This is a genomic window from Nostoc sp. KVJ3, assembly GCF_026127265.1.
GTDB lineage: Bacteria > Cyanobacteriota > Cyanobacteriia > Cyanobacteriales > Nostocaceae > Nostoc.
On sequence record NZ_WWFG01000002.1, the window covers coordinates 649,696 to 674,909 of the forward strand.

The following is a 25,214-nucleotide window of genomic DNA, read 5'->3' on the forward strand; positions in this document are numbered from 1 at the left end:
AAAGCTTCTGATCACCAATCTAATCTAAAATCTCCAATTCCTCCGATCGCAATCTTAGGTAGAAAACTTACTAACAGGAAAAGATTCTGATAAAGCTACTGAGGTGGGAATGTGAAGTACCAATCCTTCCCTGGCCATAATCGCACCAGGAAATTTCGCAGCTGCTTCTTTGCCTACACGATCCAAAAAGTCGTCATTATGGGCGGGGTCATGGTGGTAAATCACCAGAGTTTTTACGTTAGCGGCTTGTGCAACTTTGACTGCTTCTTGCCAGGTAGAATGTCCCCAGCCAATTTTCGGGGTTTTTGAGCAATGGTATTCTTCGTCTGTGTAGGTAGAGTCATAAACTAGGATGTCAGCGTTACGAGCTAACCACAGCACATTCTCATCAAATCGGTCAGGAAAATGTTCGGTATCGGTAATATAAGCAGCAGCACCACCACGCCAGTTGACGCGGTATCCTACGGCTTCACCTGGATGGTTTAAAGGCGCTGTTTCTACAGTCACATCATCAATGTGGATTGGTTGCCCCGGTCGAATGTCGTAGAAATTTAAATTCGCTTGCATAATCTGCAAGGGGACGGGAAAATTTGGGTGCAACATCTGGTCATTAAGGCGCTGTTCTATGGTAGAACCATCAGGTGCGATCGCGCCGTAAATATGAAAGTCATTCCCCTTGACAAAACCTGGGGTAAAGAAGGGAAAACCCTGCATGTGATCCCAGTGAGAGTGGGTAAAAAATATGTGAGCTTCTAAGGGCATTTGGCGCAACAAAGATTGCCCCAAAACATGTAGTCCCGTGCCAGCATCGAAAACTAAGCGTTTATCGCCCGCTTGCATTGATATGCAAGGGGTATTACCGCCGTAACGAACGGTGTGTGGCCCTGGACTGGGGATGCTGCCGCGAACGCCCCAAAATTGTACGGTAAATTGGTTCTCTATCCTAGACATTGGTATTGCTTGCTGGACTGAGCGGGCGATAATGAGAAAATTGTTACTTAATTGTGTTTAAGTTTATGCTGTCTTGCCGATTTTATTAAAGGGAGGATTTCTTGGTAAAACAGCATACCCTGTTTCTGGTAAATATGGATGAAATACTGTCAGGGATAATTTTCCAGTTGTTAGGGTGAATGTGTATCGGTTATTTCAAGAGTGCCCCTAAGTTATAGCCTACATTTTTCTCTAATGCATTTGAATAACCCCAATTTTGTCCTGATGAATCAAATGATTCATGAAAAACTGAATTCCCAATCAGATAATTTCTCTAGCCCCGTTGCGTAAGTTAGATTGTATTGCAACGGAGTTATACTGATGTGGTTTTTACGTACAACCTGCACGTCTGTCGGTACATTTTGAGGCAGATTTAATCCACTTGGGGGTTCCACATCCTCAATTACCTCTCCGGTTAACCAGTAGTACGTTTTTCCACGAGGATCAACTCGTTTATCAAACACATCAATGTAACGCCGTATTCCTTGACGGGTAAGAGTAACACCAGCAATTTCCTCCCATTTCACAGCAGGAATATTGACGTTAAGCAACATTAAATCTGGCAGAGGTTTTTGGGCTAACTGGTCTACAAGAATTTTGGCAAACTTAGCAGCAGGTTGAAAGTCTTTAGATGTGTGACTAATAAGACTTAGCGCGACGCTGGGAATGCCTTCAATTAGACCTTCCATTGCCGCCGAAACAGTGCCGGAATACAAGATTTCAGTTCCTAAATTTGCACCTTGATTAATGCCAGAGAGAACTAAATCAGGGGGAGTATCTAGTAAAGCCCACAGCGCCAATTTGACGCAATCTGAAGGCGTACCATCGCAAGCCCAAGCTTTGACGGCAGGATGAAAAATCTCTTCAACAATTTCGGCCCGAATGGGTTGGTGGAGAGTTAATCCATGTCCCGTTGCCGATCGCTCTCGATCTGGGCAAACTACACTCACATCATGACCTGCCTCTGCCATATAGTTGGCTAGGGTACGAATCCCCAAGGCAGAAATGCCGTCATCGTTGCTAATTAGTAATTTCATAGTCATTGGTCATTCGTTATTAGTTATTTGTTGTTTGTTATTAGCCATTTGTCAATGTCGTAGGTCACAGGCGGCAAAAAAACATCCATACTCGTTAGTATGCTGTGGCAAGATTTTTCCCTTGTCTATAAGTTGATTTATCGAGCAGTTCAAGGCTTTTGACTATAGACTAATGACTAATGACCAATGACGAATAACTAATGACTAGCAATTTAGAAGCTCAACTTTTAGCACTGCGGCAGGAAGGAGAAAAAGCGATCGCAGCCGCCGACACCCTAGAACGCCTAGAGGAACTCAGAGTTAACTATCTGGGTAAAAAAGGGGAACTGGGGGCACTGTTGCGAAGTATGGGGCAAATGAGTGCAGAGGAACGGCCGAAAATTGGAGCGATCGCCAATACAGTCAAGGAATCCCTGCAAACTAGTCTAGACAAGCAACGTGCCGCCCTCGAAGCCGCCCAAATTCAGGTACAGCTTGAGGCGGAAACTCTCGATGTAACTATGCCAGGAATTTACAGTCCCCAAGGTCGCATTCATCCCCTCAACGGCATTATCGACCGAGCGCTAGATATTTTTGTTGGTATGGGTTACACCGTGGCTCAAGGGCCAGAGATGGAAACAGATTATTATAATTTTGAGGCTCTCAATACCCCACCTGACCACCCTGCCCGTGATATGCAGGATACCTTCTACCTGCCAGATGGAAATCTTCTCCGTACTCATACTTCATCAGTACAAATTCGCTACATGGAAAGAGAAGAACCACCGATTCGGGTTGTGGCTCCAGGGCGAGTTTATCGGCGGGATAATGTAGATGCGACTCACTCGGCTGTTTTCCATCAAATAGAACTTTTAGCCATTGACGAAGGACTAACTTTTACAGACCTCAAGGGCACAATTAAAGTATTTTTACAAGCAATATTTGGCGATTTACCGATTCGCTTCCGCGCTAGTTACTTCCCCTTTACCGAACCATCGGCGGAGGTGGATTTGCAGTGGAATGGTCGCTGGCTGGAGGTCATGGGCTGCGGTATGGTCGATCCAAATGTCCTTAAGTCTGTGGGTTATGACCCAGAAATTTATACTGGGTTTGCTGCTGGTTTTGGCGTAGAACGCTTTGCAATGGTGTTACACCAAATCGATGATATTCGTCGCTTGTATGCTAGTGATTTGCGATTTTTGCAGCAATTTTAGAGAAGCGATCGCTTGAAATAATCAGTCAACATTGAATCGAAAAGCGATTTAAGTTCGCGTGAGCGAACTTTTATATTAAGTAAGCTTCGATGATTTGACCAAACCTTGAAAACTGAATATGAGGTAAAATTGCAACCAACAATAGAACAATTGCGAAGCTTTTACCAAATGTCGGTGAGGATGAGCAATTTACTTCGACCAATTAACTTAGTGCGGATGGACGAAAGGACAAAACGTATAGTGATGTTGGTGGGAGAGACAATAGAAATAGAAATTTATCCCAATGGAGAGGTAGTTACCAAATGACACAACCCAACTTTGTGGATATGACTGATGCCGAGTTACGAGTTTACGTGTTGCAAAATCCTAACAACACTGAAGCGTTTCACGCATACGTTGATCGCTTGCACGCAGCCAATCCAAATCCACAGCTAATGTCGATAGAAGAGGCTGAAGCTGAATTGGAAAGGAGGGTCAAGCAGGGTCAAAGATAGCGGTAAGCATCCTGAAGATTTTTTCAGGATGCTTTGCTTATCATTTACGAATCCAAAACTTTTCTTCTCAGCTTCTGTGCCAAAGGTTCAAATCTACCACCTAAGTATTTGGCGAGAAAGTTTTTCGCGTAGGCGTAGCCCGTCGTAGACATCGTTTCTATTATTTTCCCAGAATTTCAGCTAACCGCACAGCAAGTAGGTCAGAAGTATTCCATTCGTGCGTGTCTGCGAGGGATTAATGGCGTTAAACTCAATATTTTAACCATTTGGATGGTTGCCAACGATACAACCAAATTTGTCACCTTAGTGCCAGATCAAGGAGGAAACTTATGAAGGTACAATACCCCTATTCTCCCAAGTTGCTTTAGCGCAGGACTTACCAGAATACAACCTGAAACGCGGGAGTGTTGCAACAATTGTGGAACATTACCCCATGCCTGAAGGAGAATAGGACGGGTATAGTCTGGAAGGGTTTGATCTGCCCAATGTAACGATTGAAGTACCAACATCTGAAATTATTCCCGTTGCCCAGTGGCAGCAAGAAGAAATAATTTTAGCCAAGTTACGCCACCTATCTGAAGCCAGGCTGTTGCAATTACAAGACTATCTCGATTTTCTCTTGCAAAAAGAAGAGTCTGAGCATCAGAGTGCTTAAAGCTGCGAATGTTACTATGGTCGAAACTACCGTAATTAAGAGAGGTATGGAGCTTGAGTATTACAAACAATACTTACATTATAAAAAACTTGGTTTTCGCACCCAAGCCAGACAACACCTTCAGCAGTTTATTGCTTCATTTGCTTCATTTGCCGAGAAAGAATTGTGGACTTACAAGTTTCTAGAAACTCCAGAATACGAATCTGAGTGGAATATAATTCGCTATGAGCTTTATGAACAGGTTGTATTTCCTGTTCTTCTTAGCGGTTATCAAAAGCGCGAACCTTGGTCAGTTTTATGGCTTGCTCGTACAGCCAACAATTTTTATAAAGTAAAGCATCTCCATAAGCAGATTGACTTTAAAACAGACTATGCGTTACTCAAAGAATGTTACTTGCTCGAACCGAGCAATAATGAAGTACATAAAGACTTACTAAATGTTCAGATTCGATGGCTTCAGTATTGTATTCATGAATATCCAACTGGGATACTATATGGAGCAGTAAATGGAGCAACAATAGACGAATGCCAGGAGATTATTTCAGAAATTGAGTTTGCTAGAAAAGTTGATGTTGAAAAAAATCAAGAAAAATTCCTCAATGAGGTTCAGTCAAAAGTTCTTGAATACATCGTTAGACTTCGGACTTACAAATATCAAAGTGGTCAGTGACTTTCTGCAACCACCTTTTTCATTTTGAGACTTGATTTGATTTAATTACGCCCGAATAAGCAGGGATATCTGCCAAAGGTTCAAACCTACCATCTAAATATTTGGCGCGAAACTCCTGGGCGATCGCATAACTCACCTAAATCTTGATAAAGGTGCGTTACGAACTCCGTTCTAACACAACGCCAGTTGCTCGGAGGGAACGTCGCCTAGGTTGGGAAACCCGCCTACAGCAATGGATTCACCGCAACGCACTGGCTCCCCTACAATACCTAATTTTGTTCAAAAATCAAATAATTCCATTATCACTGATAGTCTTTAGTAGTATGACTAACATTTTTTTATGAGATTGCATAGTAATTATTGACAATGGAGATTATTCACACATTAAAATCTTTTTTATCAGGGTTTAAACTCTTCAAATTGTCAAAAAACAATTACTATTTTTGAGAAAGATACTTATGTCCCTTGATGACGTTAATAACACTTTGCTATCAAATAAGCGGCTCAATGCTACTTCAATTTCTTCATTAGATAGCTTTAATACAAGGGATAATTATAGCCTCAGCTTAAGCAGACGTAGTAGCTATAACTCAGATGATTCTGATGTGCAGTTGCTCAATAATGGTGACTATAAAAATAGCAATAATGCTATAAATAATGCTTTTAGGACGGAAAGTTATAACTCCATCAATGGCTATGGTTTAATTAATGCAGCCGCAGCAGTGGCTAAAGCTACTAATCAGAATACCTTTGCTGATGTTCCCGATCTTGGTGGCAATAATTGGGGAGCAGACCTTGTTAAAGCACCAGAAGTTTGGGCACAAGGATACACGGGCAAAGGGGTTGTTGTCGCTGTTTTAGATACTGGGGTTGACTATAACCACGAGGATTTAAAAAATAATATCTGGACGAATACCAAAGAAATTCCAGGTAACGGTATAGATGATGATGGTAATGGCTATGTTGATGATGTTTCCGGCTGGAACTTCGCTGATAAAAACAACAACATCCTAGATAAAAATGGTCATGGTACTCATGTTTCCGGCACGATCGCAGGAGAAAATAATAACTACGGTGTCACTGGTATTGCTTATGATGCCAAGATTATGCCTGTCAAAGTTTTGAATGACTCTGGTTCTGGTTCCTATAGTTCCATTTCTAAAGGTATTCGCTACGCTGTGAATAATGGAGCTAATGTGATTAACCTCAGTTTAGGAGGCACATCTTCCAATCGTACTCTAGAGTCAGCCATTAACTATGCCAGCAGCAAAGGAGTGATTGTCGTCATGGCAGCAGGTAATGATGGTGATTCATCACCAGGCTATCCTGCCCGCTATGCATCCAAGTCGGGAATTGCTGTTGGGGCAGTAGATAGAAACAATAATATGCCCGATTTCTCTAACCGCTCTGGAACGAATGAAATCTCTTATGTTACAGCCCCAGGAGTTAAAGTCTATTCATCAGTTCCAAATAATCAATATGCCACTTATAGCGGCACTTCTATGGCGACTCCCCATGTTGCTGGTGTAGTTGCGCTGATGCTTAGTGCTAACCACAATTTGACTGATGCTCAAGTACGTCAGATTGTCACAGAAACCGCAGGAAATAGTACACAAAGTACAAACTCTAGTTTAAATATTTCTAATGTCAGTTCTCTGGGGAGTCAGGCGATGTCTATGACTAGCTACGCTTATGGAGACGCAACGGAAAATAATAGACAAACTCTAATTTCTGGTTTAAAGATTTCTAATGTCAGTTCTCTGGCAAAGCAGGTGATTTCTGACAACAACTTACTAGCTATAAATGCACAAACCGCCAACTATCTGACATCACAGACATTTTCTAGTTTTAATAGTTCTAATTTTGCTTCTGTTATAGGTCAGGTAATTACTGGAACGGCAAAATATCTCACACCAGAGACTATCGCTAATTTTAATAATTCTGGTGTTGTTTCTGTGATTGGTCGGGCAATTACAGAAACAGCAAAATATGTCACACCAGGAATTATTAATAGTTTTAATAATTATGATTTTGCTTCTGCGATCGCTCAGGTGATGTCTAACGACAAGCTGCTAGGCATTTACACAGAAACAGCAAAATATCTGACATCATCTGAAGTTAGTAAAGAATTAGGCAATCCACAATTATGGTCGCAATTCCCAAACTATAAGAATATTCTGAGCAACATCAATGTAGATCAGAATAATCTTGATTTGGGAAAACTGCTAGAGGGAATGCAAAAGCAAATTGAGCAGTATAAAAAATTCTTTGGTATAGCTTGACAATTTTAGCGATTTGCAGTTAAGTCTAATACTGTTCGGTTAAGAAAATCAACCGACCAAAAAAATTCAATGAATACAAGGGTTTAGCACTGCTAAACCCTTGCTGGACTGTATTGGCTACAAACCTACCTAACTGAAAATGCCTCGTTGAACCGCCGTGTTACAGGCTCAGTAATGAATGTCAAAATTGACTTTTTACGAGTGACAATTTCACCTGTAGCAGACATCCCTGGTGTAAATTCGACTTCTTGACCCCGCACGTTAACTGAGTGTTTATTTAGCTTAATTCTGGTAGGAAAAACTAACCCCAATTCTTTATCAACAATTGCATTCGGACTTACTTGGACGACTTCACCCTCCACAATGCCAAATTCCTGGAAGGGGAAAGTGGCCATTTTCACTTTTGCCTTCATTCCTTGACGAATAAACCCAATATCGCGGTTGAGAACTTTCACCTCTAGAAGCATTTCTTCTCCTTCTGGCAAAATTGACAGCAATTCCTCACCTGATTGCACTGGCCCCTTAGTGGCTTTAACTCTGTAAATCGTACCAGCAACAGGAGCCTCAATCGTTTCTAAAGCTTGCTGCTTCCTCGCTTGCTCTAATTGCCCTTGAACAGTTGTCAATTCTTCTTTACGTTTGTTGAACTGGGTCAAAATTTCACTTTGGCGTTCTGATACTACCCTCTGAGTCTGATTGCGTGCAGCGTTGTAAGCTTGTTCTGCTTGTTGAATTTCTTGGGCTTGGGCAGCAATATCTTTTTCTAATGATGTAACTTTATCTTGAGCCTCTGTGATTTTATTCTGGGCGTTAGTAACTTCATCTTGGGATCTAGTGATTTCTGTCTTTGCGCGAGTTAGTTTTTCTTGGGCATCCAAGTAATCTACACGAGGTACAGCACCGGGAGTAATTAGGGTACGTAGGCTTTTTTCCCTTTGTTGAGCAAGGGTCAAATTACTTTCAATTTTGATCCGAATGCTATCTGCGTTGACAAGGTTGGTTTGAGCATTGGCAACGTTGGTTTTAGCATTAACTAAGTTGTCTTGTAACCGAGTCAAACGGACTTTGGCTTGATTGATGATTGCTACTTGCCGATTTGCTTCTGCTTCGGCTGCTGCTTGACGAGCTTGAAAGTCTTGTAGGCGGGAGTTTAAAAGTTCATCTTGGACTTTTGTCCCAGTAGTTTTACCTCCGGTGCGTTCTGCATCTAAACGTTGCAAATCGTCCTGAATCAATCTAGTCGATTTGGCTAGGCGAGAAACATCGGTTTTTTGCAAGTCTGGATCTTTTTGAATCAGAATTTGACCTTTAGTAACGCGATCGCCTTCTTGCACTTTGACGGCGACAATTGATCCTCCACCCAAAGATGTCACCGGTCTTACCTGTGTGGAAGCAATTAATTCCCCTGGTGCTGTTGCTACTTCATCTATTTGGGAGAAATTCGCCCAAGCGATCGCTCCAAATACGATGACGCTCATCGTTCCCGCTAATAATCTCGTGTACAAGGGTGGCAATTCCTGTACCGCCTTCCCCAATTCATAAGTAAGTTGTTCCTCTGGTTGGGCGAATCGCTCTTTTGTCTGACGTGCTTGAGCAGCATTTACAGCTAGGGAAGATTTCATAGAATTTTGGATTTTAGATTATTGGTAAATAGTAAATGGGAATTGGGCATTGGGAATTGGGCATTGGCACAGCCTCTGGTAGAGAAGTATTGGACATTGGGTATTCGTTTTTCTGCTCATGCCCAATTCCCTAATTCAAACTGCTAAATAGCGCCGCAAAAAGTTTTCTAATGTCTCTAACTGGAAGTTAAAAATCGCTTCTAAATTGGCAATTTCATCTTTTGTACAGAAAAATTCATTTGCTAGCAGTGTCCGATAGGTTCCCAAAGCTTTTTGGATTTGGGGATTAAATAAACTCAATGCACCTTGTAACCCATCAATAACAAATAGTGGTGAGTTAATTATTACTGCTTCTTTAGCGAAGATCCGACCAAAAATTCGGGGAATATCTTCTCGTAATAAAATCTCGGGCCCTCCCACTGGTAAAATCTGGTTACGAGCGCCTTCAACAGTCACAGAATCCACTACTATCCTTGCCAAATCATCGGTACTGACAATTGAGGTGCGGTTTTTGCGATCGCCAATCAGCAAATACAATCCTGTTTCCCGAAATCGTTCTACCAGTGGCAGCAAGTTAGATGCTAATCCAGATGGGCGTAAAATTGTGTAATTTAAGCCACTAGCTGCCAAATATCGCTCTACCGCTCGTTTGGCTTTGAATACAGGAGCGTCTTCATATCCGCGATCGGCTCCCAGCACGGAAATAAAGACAAAGTACTCTACGCCATTAGCTTTTGCTTGGTCAATCAGTTCAATGTTGGCGCGATAATCTAAAGATAGAGCATCGCTATCAGAACCGTGGGCGCTGATAATATACTTCACACCTTGACTAGCTTTTTGAATATCTTTTTCTTGTAGCAAATCACCGATAAAGATTTCTGCGCCCCGGTGTTCTAACTCGCTGTAGCGCGAGCTAAGGCGGACAAATGCCCGCACAGATTGTTCTCGTTGCCGTAGAAGTCGCACAATTCTGCGACCGATTCCTCCTGTTGCTCCAGTTACTAGAAACATAATAAATACCTAAGTCGAATAGTTACAGCGTTTATAGTTGCTAAAATGCTCAATATATGCCTAAAGAACTTCTTAAGTACTTAAGCAGAAATAAAAGCATACTTTTATACTTAGTTACCATGCTCAAGATATCCTCACGCCAACTAAGCCAATAGGTGACACCTTATTTATCTTAATACTCTAAAAATGAGGAAGAACTATCTACAAAGGATGATCCTCCAGAATTTTGCCGTCGTGCAATCCAGGAAGCATTAGATAAAGATAAAGAATTGTAAAGACGGCGATTTATCGCGTCTCTTGCCTTAATCGAACAGTATTCAGTCAGACTTTATCTATCTTTGATATTACAAAAAGTATCCCCCACATCTTTGTAGATGCAGGAGAAGTAGTAACCAAAGTTACGATTTATTAAGTTTTAAGTGTTATTCACCCATAAATTAATGCGATCGCTCCGTGGTCAATTACAAATATTTTTCCAAGAAACCTTTTTAATTGTCGCTCGTAGGACAGGTAACAGACTTTTCTCCTGACCAATCTGTAAGAGTATTTTCATCCTTATAATGCCGAGGAGTTTGTAGCAGCAAGTACCAAGCTTCCCCGGCATTCAATAAATTAAAACGCTCAGGATAGTGAGTTTCTAACAAATCCCTAACCAGAGGATAATAGTCAGAGTTCATTCCTGGAAAAATGTGATGTTCAGTATGGTAAGAAAAATTTAAATGCAACAGGTCAAATATTTTATAAACCCGAAGAGACATACTATTAATCAGTGGATCGTTAACGCTGGTCATTCTACAAAGTAAATGATTTGTGTAAATATAAAACATTACTCCAGCATAACCAATTCCAATAGGTAAAAAGTAACCAAGGATGAGTTTTATGGGTTCAAATTGGAGATAGGTTAGGATACTTAGATGAATTATTATAATCATCAATAATTCCCCTGCGATCGCTCGACGATCTTTAGCACTAACTGTAAATGCAGCAGGTACATAATCGACAGATTTATTATTAAAAAATAGAACAGATGTCAGATTCCGAAAAGTATGCACTCCCCAAGCTGAAGTTAATCCTATTGTGAACCATATCGGATTGACTTCAGTAGAAGGCACAAATAAATCCTGAATCCATTTTCCCCAAGTGGGAGACTGTTCATATAAATAATTACGATCCGGGTCGCTCAAATCATTAGTGTGATTATGATGTACTCGGTTATGAACTGCTTTCCACAACGTTGGCGGCATCCACAACATGGTTAGCCCTAGAAAGCCAATGATATAGATTAACCGAGGATTTTTAATCACGCTACCATGCATCAGATCGTGGGAACTAAATAGTAAGACAACCACACTATTGCCCATAATGATAGTTAGAGGTAGATAAAGCCATAAAAAATATGGCGACCAGCAATCGAGTCGAGCCGCTATCATCCAGCCTAAAATCAAAATTGCCAGATTAATGAACAAAATAACTAACTTACTTGGATCGGGGATAAATGCTTCAGGTGGAATGAGGGAACGTAATTCTTTTGCATATATTTTCTGGTGAAAGAGTGTTTCTTCGGTACTAATATTCATAAATCATTGTCACGTAGATAATTTAACAGAGTTCCAACTGTGCGGTAAATCGTAGCCTTTTAAACTTGAAAGATTCAATTCCTAAATAAGCCAATAACTATAGCACAAAGAATTTTTGCAATAGAGCTATTGCAGAATTTTGGCATCTTATACTTGTTTTACTTGCATTTATAGCTACAGGCTAGTGGTAGGTCATTGACTTTGATGGAATTTAGGATTTTTTGGTTTATGCTATTTTTGTGTCATTGCAACGCTTTGCTCGCAATGACATGTAGTCATCAAAATTAATGATAATTTTTCCAATTTGCAATCCCCCTAAATCTTTGTAGATGTAGGGGGAGCAATAAAATAACCAATAACTTTGATAATTGAGCAATTTTTAGGCGCTATTGACTAGCCTAGCTCAAAACTATTCAGCAGCTTTGTTATTCGCCCTATTAGCACGCGCCTCAGCCGAAGCCATCACCTCATCCATATTTTCTAGCACTTCACCAGGGAAGTTTTCCAAAACTCTGGTAGAAAGAGCAACCCGCCCTTTACCTTCATCCAAGTCAATAATTACAGCTTTAATTGGCTGACCAACTTGAAATACCTTTTCTAGAGAATCGATGAATTTTTGGCTTACCTGTTTGATATGAAGCAAAGCTCCCATACCATTTAAATCGACAAACACACCAAAAGGTTTGATGCCAGTAATTTTACCTTCTACTAATTGACCTAGTTCTAACAAGCTGAAGTTGCTAGAACGAGTTGCTAAACGCTGAGAAAGGATGAGTTTGTTGGTGTTTTTATTAATTTCCAAAAAGCCCACAGTCAGATTTTGACCTTTGAGTGCTTCTAAGTTATCACGCTCGGCCAGGTGCGATCGCGGAATAAACCCCCGCAAAGAAAGAATATCGACGGTGACACCACCTTTATTCACACCCATAACCCGTACTTGCACAGTCTGAGCATTTTCCTGCATTTCGGCTAATCGTTCCCAGATGTGCTGAATTTCTAACTGCTTGCGAGAAAGGGTGACTTGACCTTCCGCATCTTGATCTCGGATAATCAAAAACTGCATTTCCTCTTGCAATGGCAGCACTTCCGATAAATCGGTAACTGCTCTCAAAGAAGCCTCATCGCGCGGTAGAAAAGCTGACGACTTGCCACCAATATCGACATAAGCTCCATCATGGTCAAGTTGGAACACTTTGCCATGTACAACCTGTCCCTTTTGAAACTGGTAGTCGTGTTTTTCTAATGCCTTGGCAAAATCGTCCATTGTAAATGACGAATTGGCTGTTTGAGAAAGTTTCGATTCGGAATTCATGACTTTTGAAGATTAAATTTTTATTTGAGATGCCATTGAAGTTTAGATTGTCATCTGTCATTTGTCATTTGTCCTTTGCAAATAACAAATGACTAATCACCAATGACCAAATACGAACTTGGATGCATGGTTTTTAGTTCAGTTGACCAAAAAGTTGTTTTACTTGCTCCCAAGCATCGGCTGCCGCTTTAGGATTATAACTGGCACGAAGGTTACAGAAAAATCCGTGTTCAGATCCATCGTAGCGAAACACACGATGAGGAATTTTATATTTTTCTAACTCTTTTTCAATCTCATCTACTTGTTCGGGTGGAATGCTAGCATCTTCTTTACCAAAGAAGGCATAGAGAGTGCCAGGAATTTCTCTGGTGCGGGTAACGGTGGGAGAGCCGCCTCCTGGCGTGCGAGCGGTAATTCCAGCACCGTAGAAGGAAGCCGTAGCTTTAATATCTGGTAAGGTGGCTGCAAGATATGCAACATGACCGCCAAAGCAGAAGCCAATACAGCCAAAACTATCTTTTTTGACTTGAGGCAGATTTTTGAGGTAGTCAATTGCTGATTGAATATCGCTCAATAACTCTGATGCTTGAGTTTTCATGGCGTAACCTCTACCCGTTTCAATATCTTCGGGTGTGTATCCAGTTTCAAAGCCAGGAGCAGTGCGTTGAAAAAGTGCAGGTGCGATCGCAACATACCCAAGTTTGGCAATCCGTTCTGTAACATCCCGTATATGAACGTTAACACCAAAAATCTCTTGTAATACCACGATTCCTGGGTAAGTTCCAGGTTCTTTTGGCTCTGCTAGATAAGCAGACACTTGAATATTATCTTGCAAAAGATTAACCGTTGTGGTAATTATTGCTTGCTCTGTCATAATAATTTTTACCAGTGCTATGTGATTAACGGTGTATTTGTTTGATATAACTATGCCAGTATGTCAAATTTATTTCCAATAAAATTATCAATTACCATAGTGAGCCTATTCAAAGTTTGTAACAGAAAAATTTTATATGTAAATCAAACATTTGATATCTAGCAATAGCAGCTGGTTATGAAATGAGGCTGAGTTAAAAGTCCAGAGTATAAAAGCAAAACTTAATACTCAGCACGGGCTAAACGCCCCGCTACCGCTAACATAACTCAGCACTTAGTATTTAGGAGGTTTGGTGATGATTCAATTCCGTATTCAGCCAGACAGTGAAATTCCCGCGTCAACCCAGCTATTTAATCAAATCCGATTTGCGATCGCTTCTCGGCAATATCCCCCTGCTTACAAATTGCCAAGCACACGGGCGCTGGCAATGCAAACTGGATTACATCGTAATACCATTAGCAAAGTTTACCGTCAACTGGAGGAAGACGGATTTGTTGAGAGTATGGCTGGTTCAGGCATTTATGTTCGTCCCCAAGGTCATGAGGGCGGTAGTAGGCTGCAATCACCAATTCTCAAACAAAATCCTGATACATATCAAGTTGTCCAGAAAGCACTTGACGATCTGCTCTCTCAAGGATGTTCGCTCAATCAAGCCAGAGAGTTATTTTTAGCGGAAATTGACTGGCGCTTGCGTTGTAGTGCGCGGGTACTGGTTGCAGTTCCATCTTATGATATGGGTGCTGGTGAGTTGATGGTGTATGAATTGGAGCGATCGCTAAAAATCCCAGTCCAGTTGGTAGCAATGGAAGAATTAACAGCTGTATTAGATAAAACTACCTCGGCGACAGTAGTCACAAGTCGATATTTTATCAGTAATGTGGAAGCGATCGCCGCTCCGAAAGCTGCACGGGTAATTCCTCTGGATATATATGACTACAGCAAAGAACTCAGCCTCTTGAAAACCCTACCAAAAGAAAATTGTGTAGGTATAGTTAGCCTCAGTTCTGGGATAGCACGAGCAGCAGAAGTAATTCTCCACGGTCTGCGGGGAGATGAACTACTTGTGATGACTTCGCAACCAAAAGATGCCTATAAACTTCAGGCTATGGTTAAACGGGCTGAGGTAATCATCAGCGATCAAGCCAGTTTTGCGGCAGTGCAAGCAGCCGTGCAAGCATCTGATGAAGATATTATTCGTCCACCAAAGTTGATTAAGGTGGAAAATTATATCGGCACTAACTCAATTAACTTGCTAAAACGAGAATTGGGTTTGAGTTAATTCAAAGATAAATGGACTTACGTAAACAATAGTCAAAACCCTTATTTGTCTCTGTGGTTCGTTTAAGTCATCACACCTCAATAAATACGGTTTGGTTAAGGGAAGAGACACGATAAATCGCCATCTCTACAAAGGACTGATTATTGTAAAGACGGCGATTTATCGCGTCTTTGCGATCTATGACTTTCATCAAAAAACCTTATCCGAAGAACTCTATTGCATCACACTTGTGGTTCTGGTATTGAAATTTGCAAAAACTTTTGCACTAGTTGCATATAAGTCGGAGCATCTTCCAACATCGGGAAATGTGCTGTATTGCGAATCATCACAAATTCCACTTTGTCACTCAGTGCAGCTGCTTTACGCCCCATTTCGGCTGGAATAATCTTGTCATACTCCCCCGCTACGAGTAGAGTTGGTACTGTCAACTTGGCAAACTCAAGCGGCATTACTTCAGATTGAGCCTTACTAACGGAAGTAAAAATTGTCCCTAAAGCTGCATCGTAATCTGCTTCCAGAAAATCTTGTAAAAAAGCTTGACGCTCAGAATGTGGTATTGAACTATATAAAAATCTCGCCATAAACATCCGGTCAACAAATGGAATTTTGCTTAACCACTTGAAACGGAATTTTACTACATAGCCACCGAATTTATGAAAGGCACTAAAGGATTTTTCATCATACTCAAAAATGCCGCTACAGGTTAAAATTCCTCGTTCCACTCGTTGAGGATAGCGGTTAAAAAATAAAGCAGCAACAGAAGCGCCCATCGAGTGAGCATTGATATAGACACTCTGAAGATGCAACCCATCTAACAAAGCTGCCAAATCATCAGCGTATTCTTCTAATTCATAGCTTAACTCTCTGATTGCCTCTGATTCTTCCTGCGGGGACTCCGCCTCAGCAACAGCTTCACTTGCTTGGGCTATGGTTGGCTTACCAGGAGAACGGCCAAATCCTCGCAAATCGTAGAGTAAACAATCAAATTCCTCTGATAAAGCATTAGCAGTATTTTGCCAATACCTAGCCGAACCAGCCCAACCATGCATAAAAACCATTACTGGTTTTACTACAAAACCAGATGGTTTTTTCACCCATTCGTAGTAATGATCAACGCCACGAACTTTAATATAAGGCATTTTTGAGAGTTAGGAGTTAGGAGTTTTAATTTGGAGTTTTGAGTTAATTACTCATTCTACACTCTTCACTCCTAACTTCACTCAAGACGGTCTAAACACCCCGCTATCCATGTACAGCAATGATTTAAGCTGACTCTGGTTTCGGTAGTGAAGATGGATGTACGATCAGTTCGGCAGTCGATCGCTTCTCGACCATTTCCCGTGTTACTGTACAACGTGTCACATCCTTACGGGACGGTAACTCGTACATGACATCCAGCATAAGTTCTTCGACAATGCCGCGTAGGGCTCTGGCACCAGTTTTACGGCGGTAGGCTTCCTGTGCGATCGCTCGTAAAGCTTCTGGTTTAAAATCTAACTGGACATTATCCATCTTCAGCAGTTTTTGGTACTGCTTGACTAAGGCGCTGCGTGGTTGGGTGAGAATCGCCATTAGCGCTTCTTCATCTAGCGGATCTACTACTGCTACCATTGGCACGCGCCCAATAAATTCTGGAATCATGCCAAATTTTACTAGATCGTCCGGTGCTAGATGGCGAAGAGTATCTGCTGCCCGTTTTTCTTTCGTTTGGCCTTCTCCAGGTTGCACAAAGCCTATTGCTTTTTTGCCAACTCTCTGATCCACAACCTTTTCTAAGCCTACAAAAGCACCACCGCAGACGAACAAAATATTACTTGTATCAATCTGGATGCAGTCTTGATAAGGATGCTTACGCCCTCCTTGGGGTGGTACATTGGCGATCGTGCCCTCTAACATTTTCAGCAAGGCTTGTTGCACGCCTTCGCCAGAAACATCGCGGGTAATTGACGGGTTCTCACTCTTACGAGCAATTTTGTCAATTTCATCAATGTAGATAATTCCTCGTTGCGCTTCTTCTATATCCAAATCTGCCACTTGCAACAGTCGCAGCAAGATATTTTCTACATCTTCTCCCACATACCCTGCTTCCGTCAGCGTCGTAGCATCAGCAACGGCAAAGGGGACATCCAAGATTTTCGCTAGGGTTTGCGCTAAGAGAGTTTTGCCGCAACCAGTCGGGCCAATTAACAAAATGTTGGACTTTTGCAGTTCTACAGCATCATCCGCCCCACCTTTGCCACTGGCTTTAGACTGAATCACTGCCAACCGTTTGTAGTGATTGTAAACGGCTACTGACAGCACTTTTTTTGCTTCGTCTTGCCCAATAACGTGTTCGTCTAGATACTTTTTAATCTCTCTTGGCTTGGGTATTTGATTAAAAGAAATACTAGAAGAGTGGGTACGCCGTTTCTGAGGTGGTTCTGTTCTTGGTGCGGGTTGTGCTACCGCACCATTAGTATCTAGTAACTCCTCGTCTAGTATTTCATTACACAAGTCAACGCATTCATCGCAGATGTAGACTCCCGGGCCCGCGATTAATTTACGCACCTGCTCTTGAGATTTGCCACAAAATGAACATTTTAAATGGGAGTCGTGCCTAACCATACCAGCCTCTTATTTCAGAATGGTGACGTTTTCCCCTGCTGTGGGAAGATTTTGCCTGGAAATGACCTGATCGATCAAACCGTAGTTTTTTGCCTCTTCTGCCGACATGAAAAAGTCGCGCTCAGTATCTGCTTCAATTCTTTCTAAGGGTTGACCAGTATGATGAGCCATTAACTGATTCAACTTAGCCTTAACATAAAGAATTTCTCTGGCTTGAATTTCAATGTCAATGGCTTGACCTTGAGCGCCACCAAGTGGTTGGTGAATCATAATCCGGGAGTCGGGCAGAGACATTCGCTTACCGGCAGCCCCTGCTGTCAACAAAAATGCCCCCATGCTCGCGGCTAATCCAAAACAGATGGTAACAACATCAGGGCGAATTTGCTGTATCGTATCATAGATTGCCATCCCTGCGTAGACCGAGCCGCCAGGAGAATTAACATACATTTGGATGTCTTTCTCTGAGTCTTCGGAATCTAGGAATAACAGTTGAGCGACAATTGAGTTGGCTACGGCATCGTCTATTGGTGTTCCCAAAAAGATAATCCGCTCTCGCAGTAGGCGGGAGTAGATGTCGAAAGCCCTTTCTCCCATGCCAGATTGTTCTACCACCATCGGCACTATGTTGCTCGGGCTGCTCAACTGGGAGTTAATGTTTATTTGACTTTGGTTGCTGATGGGGTAATTTCCCGATTGTGATACAAGCATACAAGCTTTCTTTGACGATAGTTTAGGACAAATGTTTCAGCAGCATATGCTGCCTTTTCGACGGATGGGATTTTTATAAGCTACGTGTTAACCATTATGCCTCATATAATTTCCTCTCGTGTAACACAGTATCAAGCTCAGTCCATAACATATGTCACTATTTGCTGAAAATTGATTAATTTTTTAAATTTAGGAATTGGGAATTGGGCATTGGGCATAAAATGTGCCCTCATCTCCCTTACCTTACCCATTTCACCAGTACTTTAACTCAGAACTGGTGAACTTATGGCTATGGGATTTTTTAATTATCCTTCTGTGACTTCTGTTGAAGTTTCGCTGTTTTCTACCTCTGTTTGAGGTGCATCAGTTTCAGTATCTGATTCTGCGTCTTCCGTCTCCTCTGCGGGAGCTAAGGAACCTTCGGGTACAAGTTCAGCTGAAGAATGTTCTAAGAGCCAATCGAGGGTTTTTTCGGTTAATAGTTCGTTTTCCACGATTGAGCGCAGTCTATCTTCATCAACATCCTGTTCCTCTGGATACTGTTCCAAAAGTTCTTTGACTCTGACTGCGATTTCTTCTGGTGTTACCTGGATAGATTCGCGTTTACCTACTTCTCGCAAGGACAAGGAGCGTTTGATGCGTTCTATAGCCTCAGTGCGCGATCGCTCCCGCAATTGAGGAATAATATCTTGAGTAAACAACTTCCTCACATCTAACCCTTGCTGAGAAAGCCGCATTGCTGTTTGGGTTAGCATTGCATCCACTTCTTGTTCAACTAAGGTTAGTGGTAAGTCAACTTCTACGTGCTTGAGCAGTTCCGTTAACAGCGCTTCCTGTTTATTTACTTTTGTTTTGTCGTCCGCCTCTTTTTGATATCGCTCTACCAAAGAAGCGCGTAACTCCTCTAAGGTTTCAAAATCGCTGATTTCCTGGGCGAAATCGTCATTTATTTCCGGTAGTTCCTTTTCCTTAAGTTCCTTAAGCGTCACTGTGAAAGTTGCCGCTTTTCCAGCTAAATCTTCATTAGCATAAGGATCTGGGAACTGCGCCGCAATTTCTCTGGTTTCTTCAGGATTCATCCCTACTATTCCCGAAATAAAGCCTGGGATAAATTTATCTTCCTGCAACTCAACTTGAAAATCAGTCGCTTCGGCTCCAGGAATCGGTTCTAGTTCAGCTGTTTCGTCTTCGCCCTCGGCTTTGGCGAATGAGCCTTTAAAATCGACTACGGCAATATCACCAATTTGGGCTGCACGTCCTTCCACAGGAATCAATGTCGCCAATTCTTGACGTTCCTTGTCGAGGGTACTATCAACTCGTTCTGGATCGTACTTGACTTCTTCAGCTTGGAAAAGCAAATCAGTGTACTGCACGAGATTTATTTCTGGTTCTACATCGACAGCTGCCGAAATCGTCAGAGGTTTTCCCGGTTCATAATTCTTAATCAAATCTTCAAAGGAGGAGCGCAATTGCGGTTGACCTATTGCCGGGATAGCTTCTTGTTTGACTGCTTGCTCAATGCCATCTTGAATTAGTTCTTCTAGCGCTGCTGCCTTGATCCGAGTTGTACCCAGCCTTTGTAGTAAAATCGGCCGAGGTACTTTGCCTTTACGAAACCCAGGAATATTGGCAGTACTCGCTAGGTTCTTAATGACCTGTTCGTAAGTTTGCTTGGTAATTTCCGGCGTAATCTCTATTTCCAGGCCAATTTGGCTGGCGGGAAGTTTTTCCTGGGTGACTTTCATGCTTCGTCTCTAGTTTTCTGGTATTTTATACTTCGAGTACACACAAAACGCAATAAAATAATTGTTTGCGTTTATGCCTTGATGTCTCTTAAGGGAATGGAGGTTTGCCAAAAGGTCTTGTGACATCCTAATCGATGGATGTTTATCCTGGGGCAAAGATCCAGTTTACTGCCAATTACCAAGGACTTGACATTTTACCTTCATAACAATTTTGTTAATGGGGTATTGGGCAAAACAGTTCCGAGTTCCGAGTAAAGAAGTGAAATTCAGCACTCAGCACTCACAACTCAGCACATCGGGGGCATTGGGCATTGGCACAAGAGGCAGAACCCTTAACTCCTATACTCTTAACTAAGCACTGCTCAGGGGGCATTAGAAAACTTCTCCACAGTCATTGTGAACTTAGGAATTAATTATTCAGAGGGCTAACGCCGTGATATCCTGGTTTTCAGCGAGTAGTTAATACTTAAAAGTTAAAGTTATAGTTATTGAATCTAGCTATTATGTTGTGGTACGAGAGTACATCTGCTACCTAGCCGCACAAATTAGCTTTATGGTGTGTTGGTTTTATCCTTTTAGATACTTAATGTATATTCGTCATCTTGGTAAGCAACTTTACAGCCAATAATTTTTTCTGCTTTACAGGTGAGATGCTTATTAAATATCTAAGTGCGCCTAAGTGCAGATATCTCCATATTTTATATTAAATGGCAGTTTGTCGTATAATAATATATAGTTTAAAATTAATGTAAAAACCGGATAGCTAATTATTTTTATAATGACAAGATCACTATAATTTGAATTAAATAGTCAAGAGAATAAATGTATTAAATAGGTAGAGATAGACTAAATTAGAAAGAAATCAGAATTTATTCAAAATTTATTTCCAGACTGCGATCGCTATTTAAATATAAACAAATTGTCAATTGTTCCAAAAAATTGCAGAGTTAAGTTTCTTAAAGGAGGAAGCAAGTTTGTCGAAATCCTATCGTTTAGCTATTTTGGGAGCAACTGGTGCTGTTGGCACAGAGTTGCTGGAGTTATTAGAAAGCCGTAATTTTCCCATTGCTGAGTTGAAGTTATTGGCATCAGAGCGGAGTGTGGGGCGATCGCTAGAGTTTAAAGGCGAAAATATCCCAATAGAGTCAGTGAGCGATCGCGCCTTTGAAAATATCGATATAGTACTAGCTAGTGCAGGTGGTTCCACATCTAAAACTTGGGCACCAATTGCCGTAGCAAAGGGCGCAGTGGTAATTGACAACTCCAGTGCCTTTCGGATGAACCCGGAAGTTCCCTTAATAGTGCCAGAGGTAAATCCCCAAGCCGCAGCTAATCATCAAGGCATTATTGCTAACCCCAACTGCACAACAATTTTAATGGCTGTGGCAGTATGGCCATTGCATAAAGTTAAACCAGTGCAACGCATCGTAGCTTCAACCTACCAATCTGCTAGTGGTGCAGGTGCTAGAGCAATGGCAGAAGTCAAAACCCAAACAAGCGCTATACTACAAGGACAGCCGCCAGTTGCTGAGGTATTGCCTTATCCACTGGCATTTAATTTATTTCCCCACAACTCACCATTAAACGATTTGGGTTATTGTGAGGAAGAGATGAAAATGGTCAACGAAACCCGAAAAATATTTGGGACGCAGCAAATCAGAATTACTGCAACCTGTATACGGGTTCCCGTACTCCGCGCCCATTCAGAAGCCATTAATTTAGAATTTGAAACTCCCTTTAGTGCAGAGGAAGCCAGAGAGATTTTAAATTCCTCCCCTGGAGTGAAATTGGTAGAAGATTGGGAAACTAATCATTTTCCGATGCCAATTGAAGCAACTGGTAAAGATGAAGTTTTAGTGGGAAGAATTCGTCAGGATATTTCTCACCCATGTGGCTTGGAATTATGGTTGTGTGGCGACCAAATCCGCAAAGGCGCAGCATTGAATGCAATACAAATCGCCGAGTTACTGGTAGAAAAAAATCTACTTACAGCTGCTAAGGCTTACGTTTCAAGCTAGTCATTAGTAAAAATAAACAACTAATGAAAAAGACCAAATGTGCAAATCACTGTTGAAAGCAATTTGCAGATAGGTTATTACAATAGGAAACCACCAAGATAAAAAAACATGGGTAATCAGGAGTGAAAACAGGGTGGGAGATTTTGGTAATGTTTTAACCGCTATGATTACGCCGTTTAAAACAGACGGTAGTGTAGATTATGATGTAGCGGCAGAACTGGCAGCGCATCTAGCTAACAACGGTACAGATACATTGGTAGTGTGTGGCACAACAGGAGAATCGCCTACACTGAGTTGGGATGAGGAATACCAGTTGTTTGTCGAAGTATTAAAATCCGTGGCAGGAAAAGCCAAGGTAATCGCAGGTTGTGGTTCAAATTCCACCAAAGAAGCGATCGCAGCCACCCAAAAAGCGTCTAAAATAGGAGTACATGGTTCCTTACAAGTTGTTCCTTATTACAACAAACCGCCACAAGCAGGATTGGAAGCCCACTTTCAGGCGATAGCACAAGCCTGTCCCGACTTACCATTGTTGTTATATAATGTCCCAGGTCGTACCGGACAAAACCTTCAGCCAGAAACAGTTGCCCGGTTAGCTAAGGTTAGTAATATTATCGGGATTAAAGAATCCACTGGTAGTATAGATCAAGCAAGCGAAATTCGCCGCTTGACACCAAAAGAATTCCACATCTATTCTGGTGATGATTACATGACTTTGCCCTTGTTAGCGATCGGCGCAAAGGGCGTGGTAAGTGTGGCTTCTCACCTGGTAGGAAACCAACTACAGCAGATGATCCAAGCTTTTAGTTCGGGTAAAATTGAGATAGCCAGCCAGATTCATCTCCAACTCTTCCCGTTATTTAAGGCTTTATTTCTCACTTCAAATCCCATTCCAGTGAAAAAAGCACTCGAACTTCAAGGTTGGCAGGTTGGTTCAACTCGTCCACCGCTATGTGAAGCTGATTTAGAAGTAAGTCAAAAGTTAGAAGCGGTTCTGAAACAACTTAGTTTAATCTAGCCAACATCTGGTTAATAGTTGGTAATCTGTTGCTTTATAAAGATACATATAAACAATGACCATAATTGTTCATAAGTTGCAATTTAAAAACCTGTGCTAAGACTGATAGATATACTATGAATTCTTCAGTTTACAGTCGATTTTATTGAATAAAAAATTGAAAATTTCAATTAAAACTTGATTGCTTTCAGACTGGCTTAAGAGGCAGATGATGTTGTCTTAAATACAAGTTCGTTAACTATCAACTTGATTAACTACAAGTAACAATCTCAGGAGAAAATGGCTAAAAACGAAGCTAACAATTCCGCCTTGAAAATTATTCCATTGGGCGGTTTACACGAAATTGGGAAAAATACCTGTCTTTTTGAGTATGACGATGAAATTATCCTCTTAGATGCGGGATTGGCTTTTCCCACAGAGGCGATGCATGGAGTCAATATTGTTTTACCAGATACGACCTATCTGCGGGAAAATCGCCACAAAATTAAAGGGATGATCGTGACTCATGGTCATGAAGACCATATCGGTGGGATTGCTTTTCATCTCAAGCAATTTGATATTCCCGTAATTTATGGGCCAAGGCTAGCAATGGCAATGCTAGAGGGTAAATTGGAAGAAGCAGGAGTCCGCGATCGCACAGAAATTAGAACAGTTTTACCACGAGATGTAGTGCGAATTGGCAAAAACTTTTTAGTGGAATATATCCGCAACACCCACTCTATCGCTGATAGTTTCACTGTTGCCATTCATACTCCCCTTGGTGTAGTCATTCACACAGGGGATTTCAAAATCGATCATACCCCAGTAGATGGGGAAAAGTTTGATTTGCAACGCCTAGCAGAACATGGGGAAAAAGGCGTTCTTTGCCTTCTAAGTGATTCCACTAACGCCGAAATCCCAGGATTTACACCTTCAGAACGTTCAGTTTATCCCAATCTGGAGAGAGTATTTAGTCAAGCCACTGGACGATTATTCGTCACAACCTTTGCTTCTAGCGTCCATCGCATCAACATGATTTTGGATATTGCCAAAAAGCAAAACCGTGTAGTGACGATTGTGGGGCGTTCCATGCTGAACTTGATTGCTCATGCCCGTAATTTAGGTTACATCAAGTGTGAAGATAATTTGCTGCAACCATTGCACGCAGTCCGCAATCTACCTGATGAAAGAGTACTAATTTTAACTACAGGTTCTCAGGGTGAAACGATGGCAGCAATGACCCGCATCGCCAACAAAGAACATCCTCACATTAAAATCCGCGAAGGAGATACCGTAGTATTCTCTGCTAACCCAATTCCCGGAAATACGATCGCTGTAGTCAACACCATTGATAAATTAATGATTCAAGGTGCAAAAGTGGTCTATGGTCGGGATAAAGGGATTCACGTCTCCGGTCACGGCTGTCAGGAAGAACAAAAGTTGATGATTGCCTTAACTCGACCCAAATTCTTTGTGCCATTTCACGGCGAACATCGGATGCTAGTGAAGCACGCAGAAACGGCTCAGAGTATGGGCATTCCCGCAGAAAACATGATTATTATCCAGAATGGTGATATTGTCGAACTGACTGAAGATGCTATCCGCGTCGCTGGTAAAGTGCCATCTGGTATTGAATTGGTGGATACTACCAGTTCGGGTATGGTAAGTTCCAAAGTTTTACAAGAACGACAACGCATGGCTTCAGAAGGCATTATTACCATTGCAGCTGCCATTGATTGGAATGGTAAACTGTTAGCGAAACCAGAAACTCACCTGAGGGGTGTAGTTACAAGTGTAGAGCGATCGCTGTTACAAACCTGGGTAAAACAACGCATTGAAGAAATCCTCACTGTGCGCTGGACAGAATTTGCTCCTGGCGGTGAAGCAGCAGATATAGACTGGGGTGGATTGCAAGGAACTTTAGAACGAGAATTGCAACGTTCCATCCGTCGAGAATTGCAATGTCAGCCATCTGTGACTTTGTTGATGCAAATTCCTGATGAGCCACCTGTGAAAGTTGCTGATGGTAGAAGACGGCGGACTCGGACTGCTGCTCAGGTAGCATCATAGAGATATTTAAAGTAGAATTTAACACAAAAGCGCAGAGACGTAGAATTTTTCTTCTAATGTCTTTGCGCTTTGGTGT

Annotated in this window: 21 protein-coding genes; 10 read left to right on the plus strand and 11 right to left on the minus strand. The window is 41.7% G+C overall.

What is annotated here, in order from left to right:
* Positions 1–54 precede the first annotated feature (54 nt).
* Together GTQ43_RS18845 and surE are read right to left on the minus strand one after the other, a co-directional pair.
* The gene (locus GTQ43_RS18845; protein WP_265274296.1) at positions 55–951 is read right to left on the minus strand and encodes an MBL fold metallo-hydrolase; all 897 of its coding nucleotides are present in this window, start codon (positions 949–951) and stop codon (positions 55–57) included.
* Between the two features lie 278 nt (positions 952–1,229).
* Entirely contained in the window at positions 1,230–2,027 is a 798-nt protein-coding gene (gene surE, locus GTQ43_RS18850; RefSeq protein WP_265276491.1) for a 5'/3'-nucleotidase SurE, read from the minus strand.
* Positions 2,028–2,227: 200 nt separating this feature from the next.
* On the opposite strand from surE, the gene pheS reads away from it, so the two are divergent.
* The 6 genes from pheS to GTQ43_RS18875 all read left to right on the plus strand — a co-directional run bounded on the left by pheS (position 2,228) and on the right by GTQ43_RS18875 (position 7,321).
* Entirely contained in the window at positions 2,228–3,220 is a 993-nt protein-coding gene (pheS, locus tag GTQ43_RS18855; protein ID WP_265274297.1) for a phenylalanine--tRNA ligase subunit alpha, read from the plus strand.
* Positions 3,221–3,349: 129 nt separating this feature from the next.
* Positions 3,350–3,526 (plus strand): DUF6888 family protein, encoded by a 177-nt coding sequence (locus GTQ43_RS18860; protein ID WP_265274298.1) that lies wholly within the window; start codon positions 3,350–3,352, stop codon positions 3,524–3,526.
* Positions 3,523–3,714: a DUF6887 family protein gene (locus GTQ43_RS18865; RefSeq protein ID WP_265274299.1), complete on the plus strand. Its 192-nt coding sequence runs from the start codon at positions 3,523–3,525 to the stop codon at positions 3,712–3,714. Before GTQ43_RS18860 ends, GTQ43_RS18865 begins: the two co-directional genes overlap by 4 nt.
* Before the next feature lie 340 nt (positions 3,715–4,054).
* The gene (locus GTQ43_RS41780; protein WP_414859150.1) at positions 4,055–4,165 is read left to right on the plus strand and encodes a DUF4926 domain-containing protein; all 111 of its coding nucleotides are present in this window, start codon (positions 4,055–4,057) and stop codon (positions 4,163–4,165) included.
* Between the two features lie 220 nt (positions 4,166–4,385).
* Positions 4,386–5,039: a hypothetical protein gene (locus tag GTQ43_RS18870; RefSeq protein WP_265274300.1), complete on the plus strand. Its 654-nt coding sequence runs from the start codon at positions 4,386–4,388 to the stop codon at positions 5,037–5,039.
* Positions 5,040–5,497: 458 nt separating this feature from the next.
* On the plus strand, positions 5,498–7,321 hold the full coding sequence (locus tag GTQ43_RS18875; protein WP_265274301.1) for a S8 family peptidase: 1,824 nt from the start codon (positions 5,498–5,500) through the stop codon (positions 7,319–7,321).
* A 125-nt stretch (positions 7,322–7,446) separates the two neighbouring features.
* Here the strand turns inward: GTQ43_RS18875 and GTQ43_RS18880 are convergent, their stop codons facing one another.
* From GTQ43_RS18880 to GTQ43_RS18900, 5 genes are all read right to left on the minus strand, one after another.
* Positions 7,447–8,943, minus strand: a complete 1,497-nt coding sequence (locus GTQ43_RS18880) for an HlyD family secretion protein (RefSeq protein WP_265274302.1) — start codon at positions 8,941–8,943, stop codon at positions 7,447–7,449.
* A 135-nt stretch (positions 8,944–9,078) separates the two neighbouring features.
* Complete coding sequence (locus tag GTQ43_RS18885) at positions 9,079–9,954, minus strand: SDR family oxidoreductase (RefSeq protein ID WP_265274303.1); 876 nt, start codon at positions 9,952–9,954, stop codon at positions 9,079–9,081.
* A gap of 488 nt (positions 9,955–10,442) precedes the next feature.
* Positions 10,443–11,531: a fatty acid desaturase family protein gene (locus tag GTQ43_RS18890; RefSeq protein WP_265274304.1), complete on the minus strand. Its 1,089-nt coding sequence runs from the start codon at positions 11,529–11,531 to the stop codon at positions 10,443–10,445.
* 409 nt (positions 11,532–11,940) lie between these two features.
* A complete protein-coding gene (locus GTQ43_RS18895) occupies positions 11,941–12,843 on the minus strand; it encodes a S1 RNA-binding domain-containing protein (protein ID WP_265274305.1) in 903 nt (300 codons plus the stop codon).
* A 133-nt stretch (positions 12,844–12,976) separates the two neighbouring features.
* Entirely contained in the window at positions 12,977–13,717 is a 741-nt protein-coding gene (locus GTQ43_RS18900; RefSeq protein WP_265274306.1) for a dienelactone hydrolase family protein, read from the minus strand.
* A 295-nt stretch (positions 13,718–14,012) separates the two neighbouring features.
* Between GTQ43_RS18900 and GTQ43_RS18905 the strand changes: the two genes are divergently transcribed.
* Positions 14,013–14,996, plus strand: coding sequence for a GntR family transcriptional regulator (locus tag GTQ43_RS18905; RefSeq protein ID WP_265274307.1), 984 nt, complete (start codon positions 14,013–14,015; stop codon positions 14,994–14,996).
* Positions 14,997–15,217: 221 nt separating this feature from the next.
* Here GTQ43_RS18905 and GTQ43_RS18910 read toward each other — a convergent pair whose 3' ends face one another.
* The 4 genes from GTQ43_RS18910 to tig form a co-directional block, all read right to left on the minus strand.
* Positions 15,218–16,135 (minus strand): alpha/beta fold hydrolase, encoded by a 918-nt coding sequence (locus GTQ43_RS18910; RefSeq protein ID WP_265274308.1) that lies wholly within the window; start codon positions 16,133–16,135, stop codon positions 15,218–15,220.
* A gap of 124 nt (positions 16,136–16,259) precedes the next feature.
* Positions 16,260–17,600 (minus strand): ATP-dependent protease ATP-binding subunit ClpX, encoded by a 1,341-nt coding sequence (gene clpX, locus GTQ43_RS18915; protein ID WP_265274309.1) that lies wholly within the window; start codon positions 17,598–17,600, stop codon positions 16,260–16,262.
* Between the two features lie 9 nt (positions 17,601–17,609).
* A complete protein-coding gene (gene clpP, locus GTQ43_RS18920; protein WP_265274310.1) occupies positions 17,610–18,308 on the minus strand; it encodes an ATP-dependent Clp endopeptidase proteolytic subunit ClpP in 699 nt (232 codons plus the stop codon).
* 305 nt (positions 18,309–18,613) lie between these two features.
* Entirely contained in the window at positions 18,614–20,053 is a 1,440-nt protein-coding gene (tig, locus tag GTQ43_RS18925; protein WP_265274311.1) for a trigger factor, read from the minus strand.
* Between the two features lie 974 nt (positions 20,054–21,027).
* Here tig and GTQ43_RS18930 point away from each other — a divergent pair.
* From GTQ43_RS18930 to GTQ43_RS18940, 3 genes are all read left to right on the plus strand, one after another.
* Complete coding sequence (locus tag GTQ43_RS18930; protein ID WP_265274312.1) at positions 21,028–22,071, plus strand: aspartate-semialdehyde dehydrogenase; 1,044 nt, start codon at positions 21,028–21,030, stop codon at positions 22,069–22,071.
* Between the two features lie 133 nt (positions 22,072–22,204).
* The gene (dapA, locus tag GTQ43_RS18935) at positions 22,205–23,089 is read left to right on the plus strand and encodes a 4-hydroxy-tetrahydrodipicolinate synthase (protein ID WP_265274313.1); all 885 of its coding nucleotides are present in this window, start codon (positions 22,205–22,207) and stop codon (positions 23,087–23,089) included.
* A gap of 279 nt (positions 23,090–23,368) precedes the next feature.
* Entirely contained in the window at positions 23,369–25,138 is a 1,770-nt protein-coding gene (locus GTQ43_RS18940) for a ribonuclease J (protein WP_265274314.1), read from the plus strand.
* The last annotated feature ends 76 nt before the right edge of the window (positions 25,139–25,214 follow it).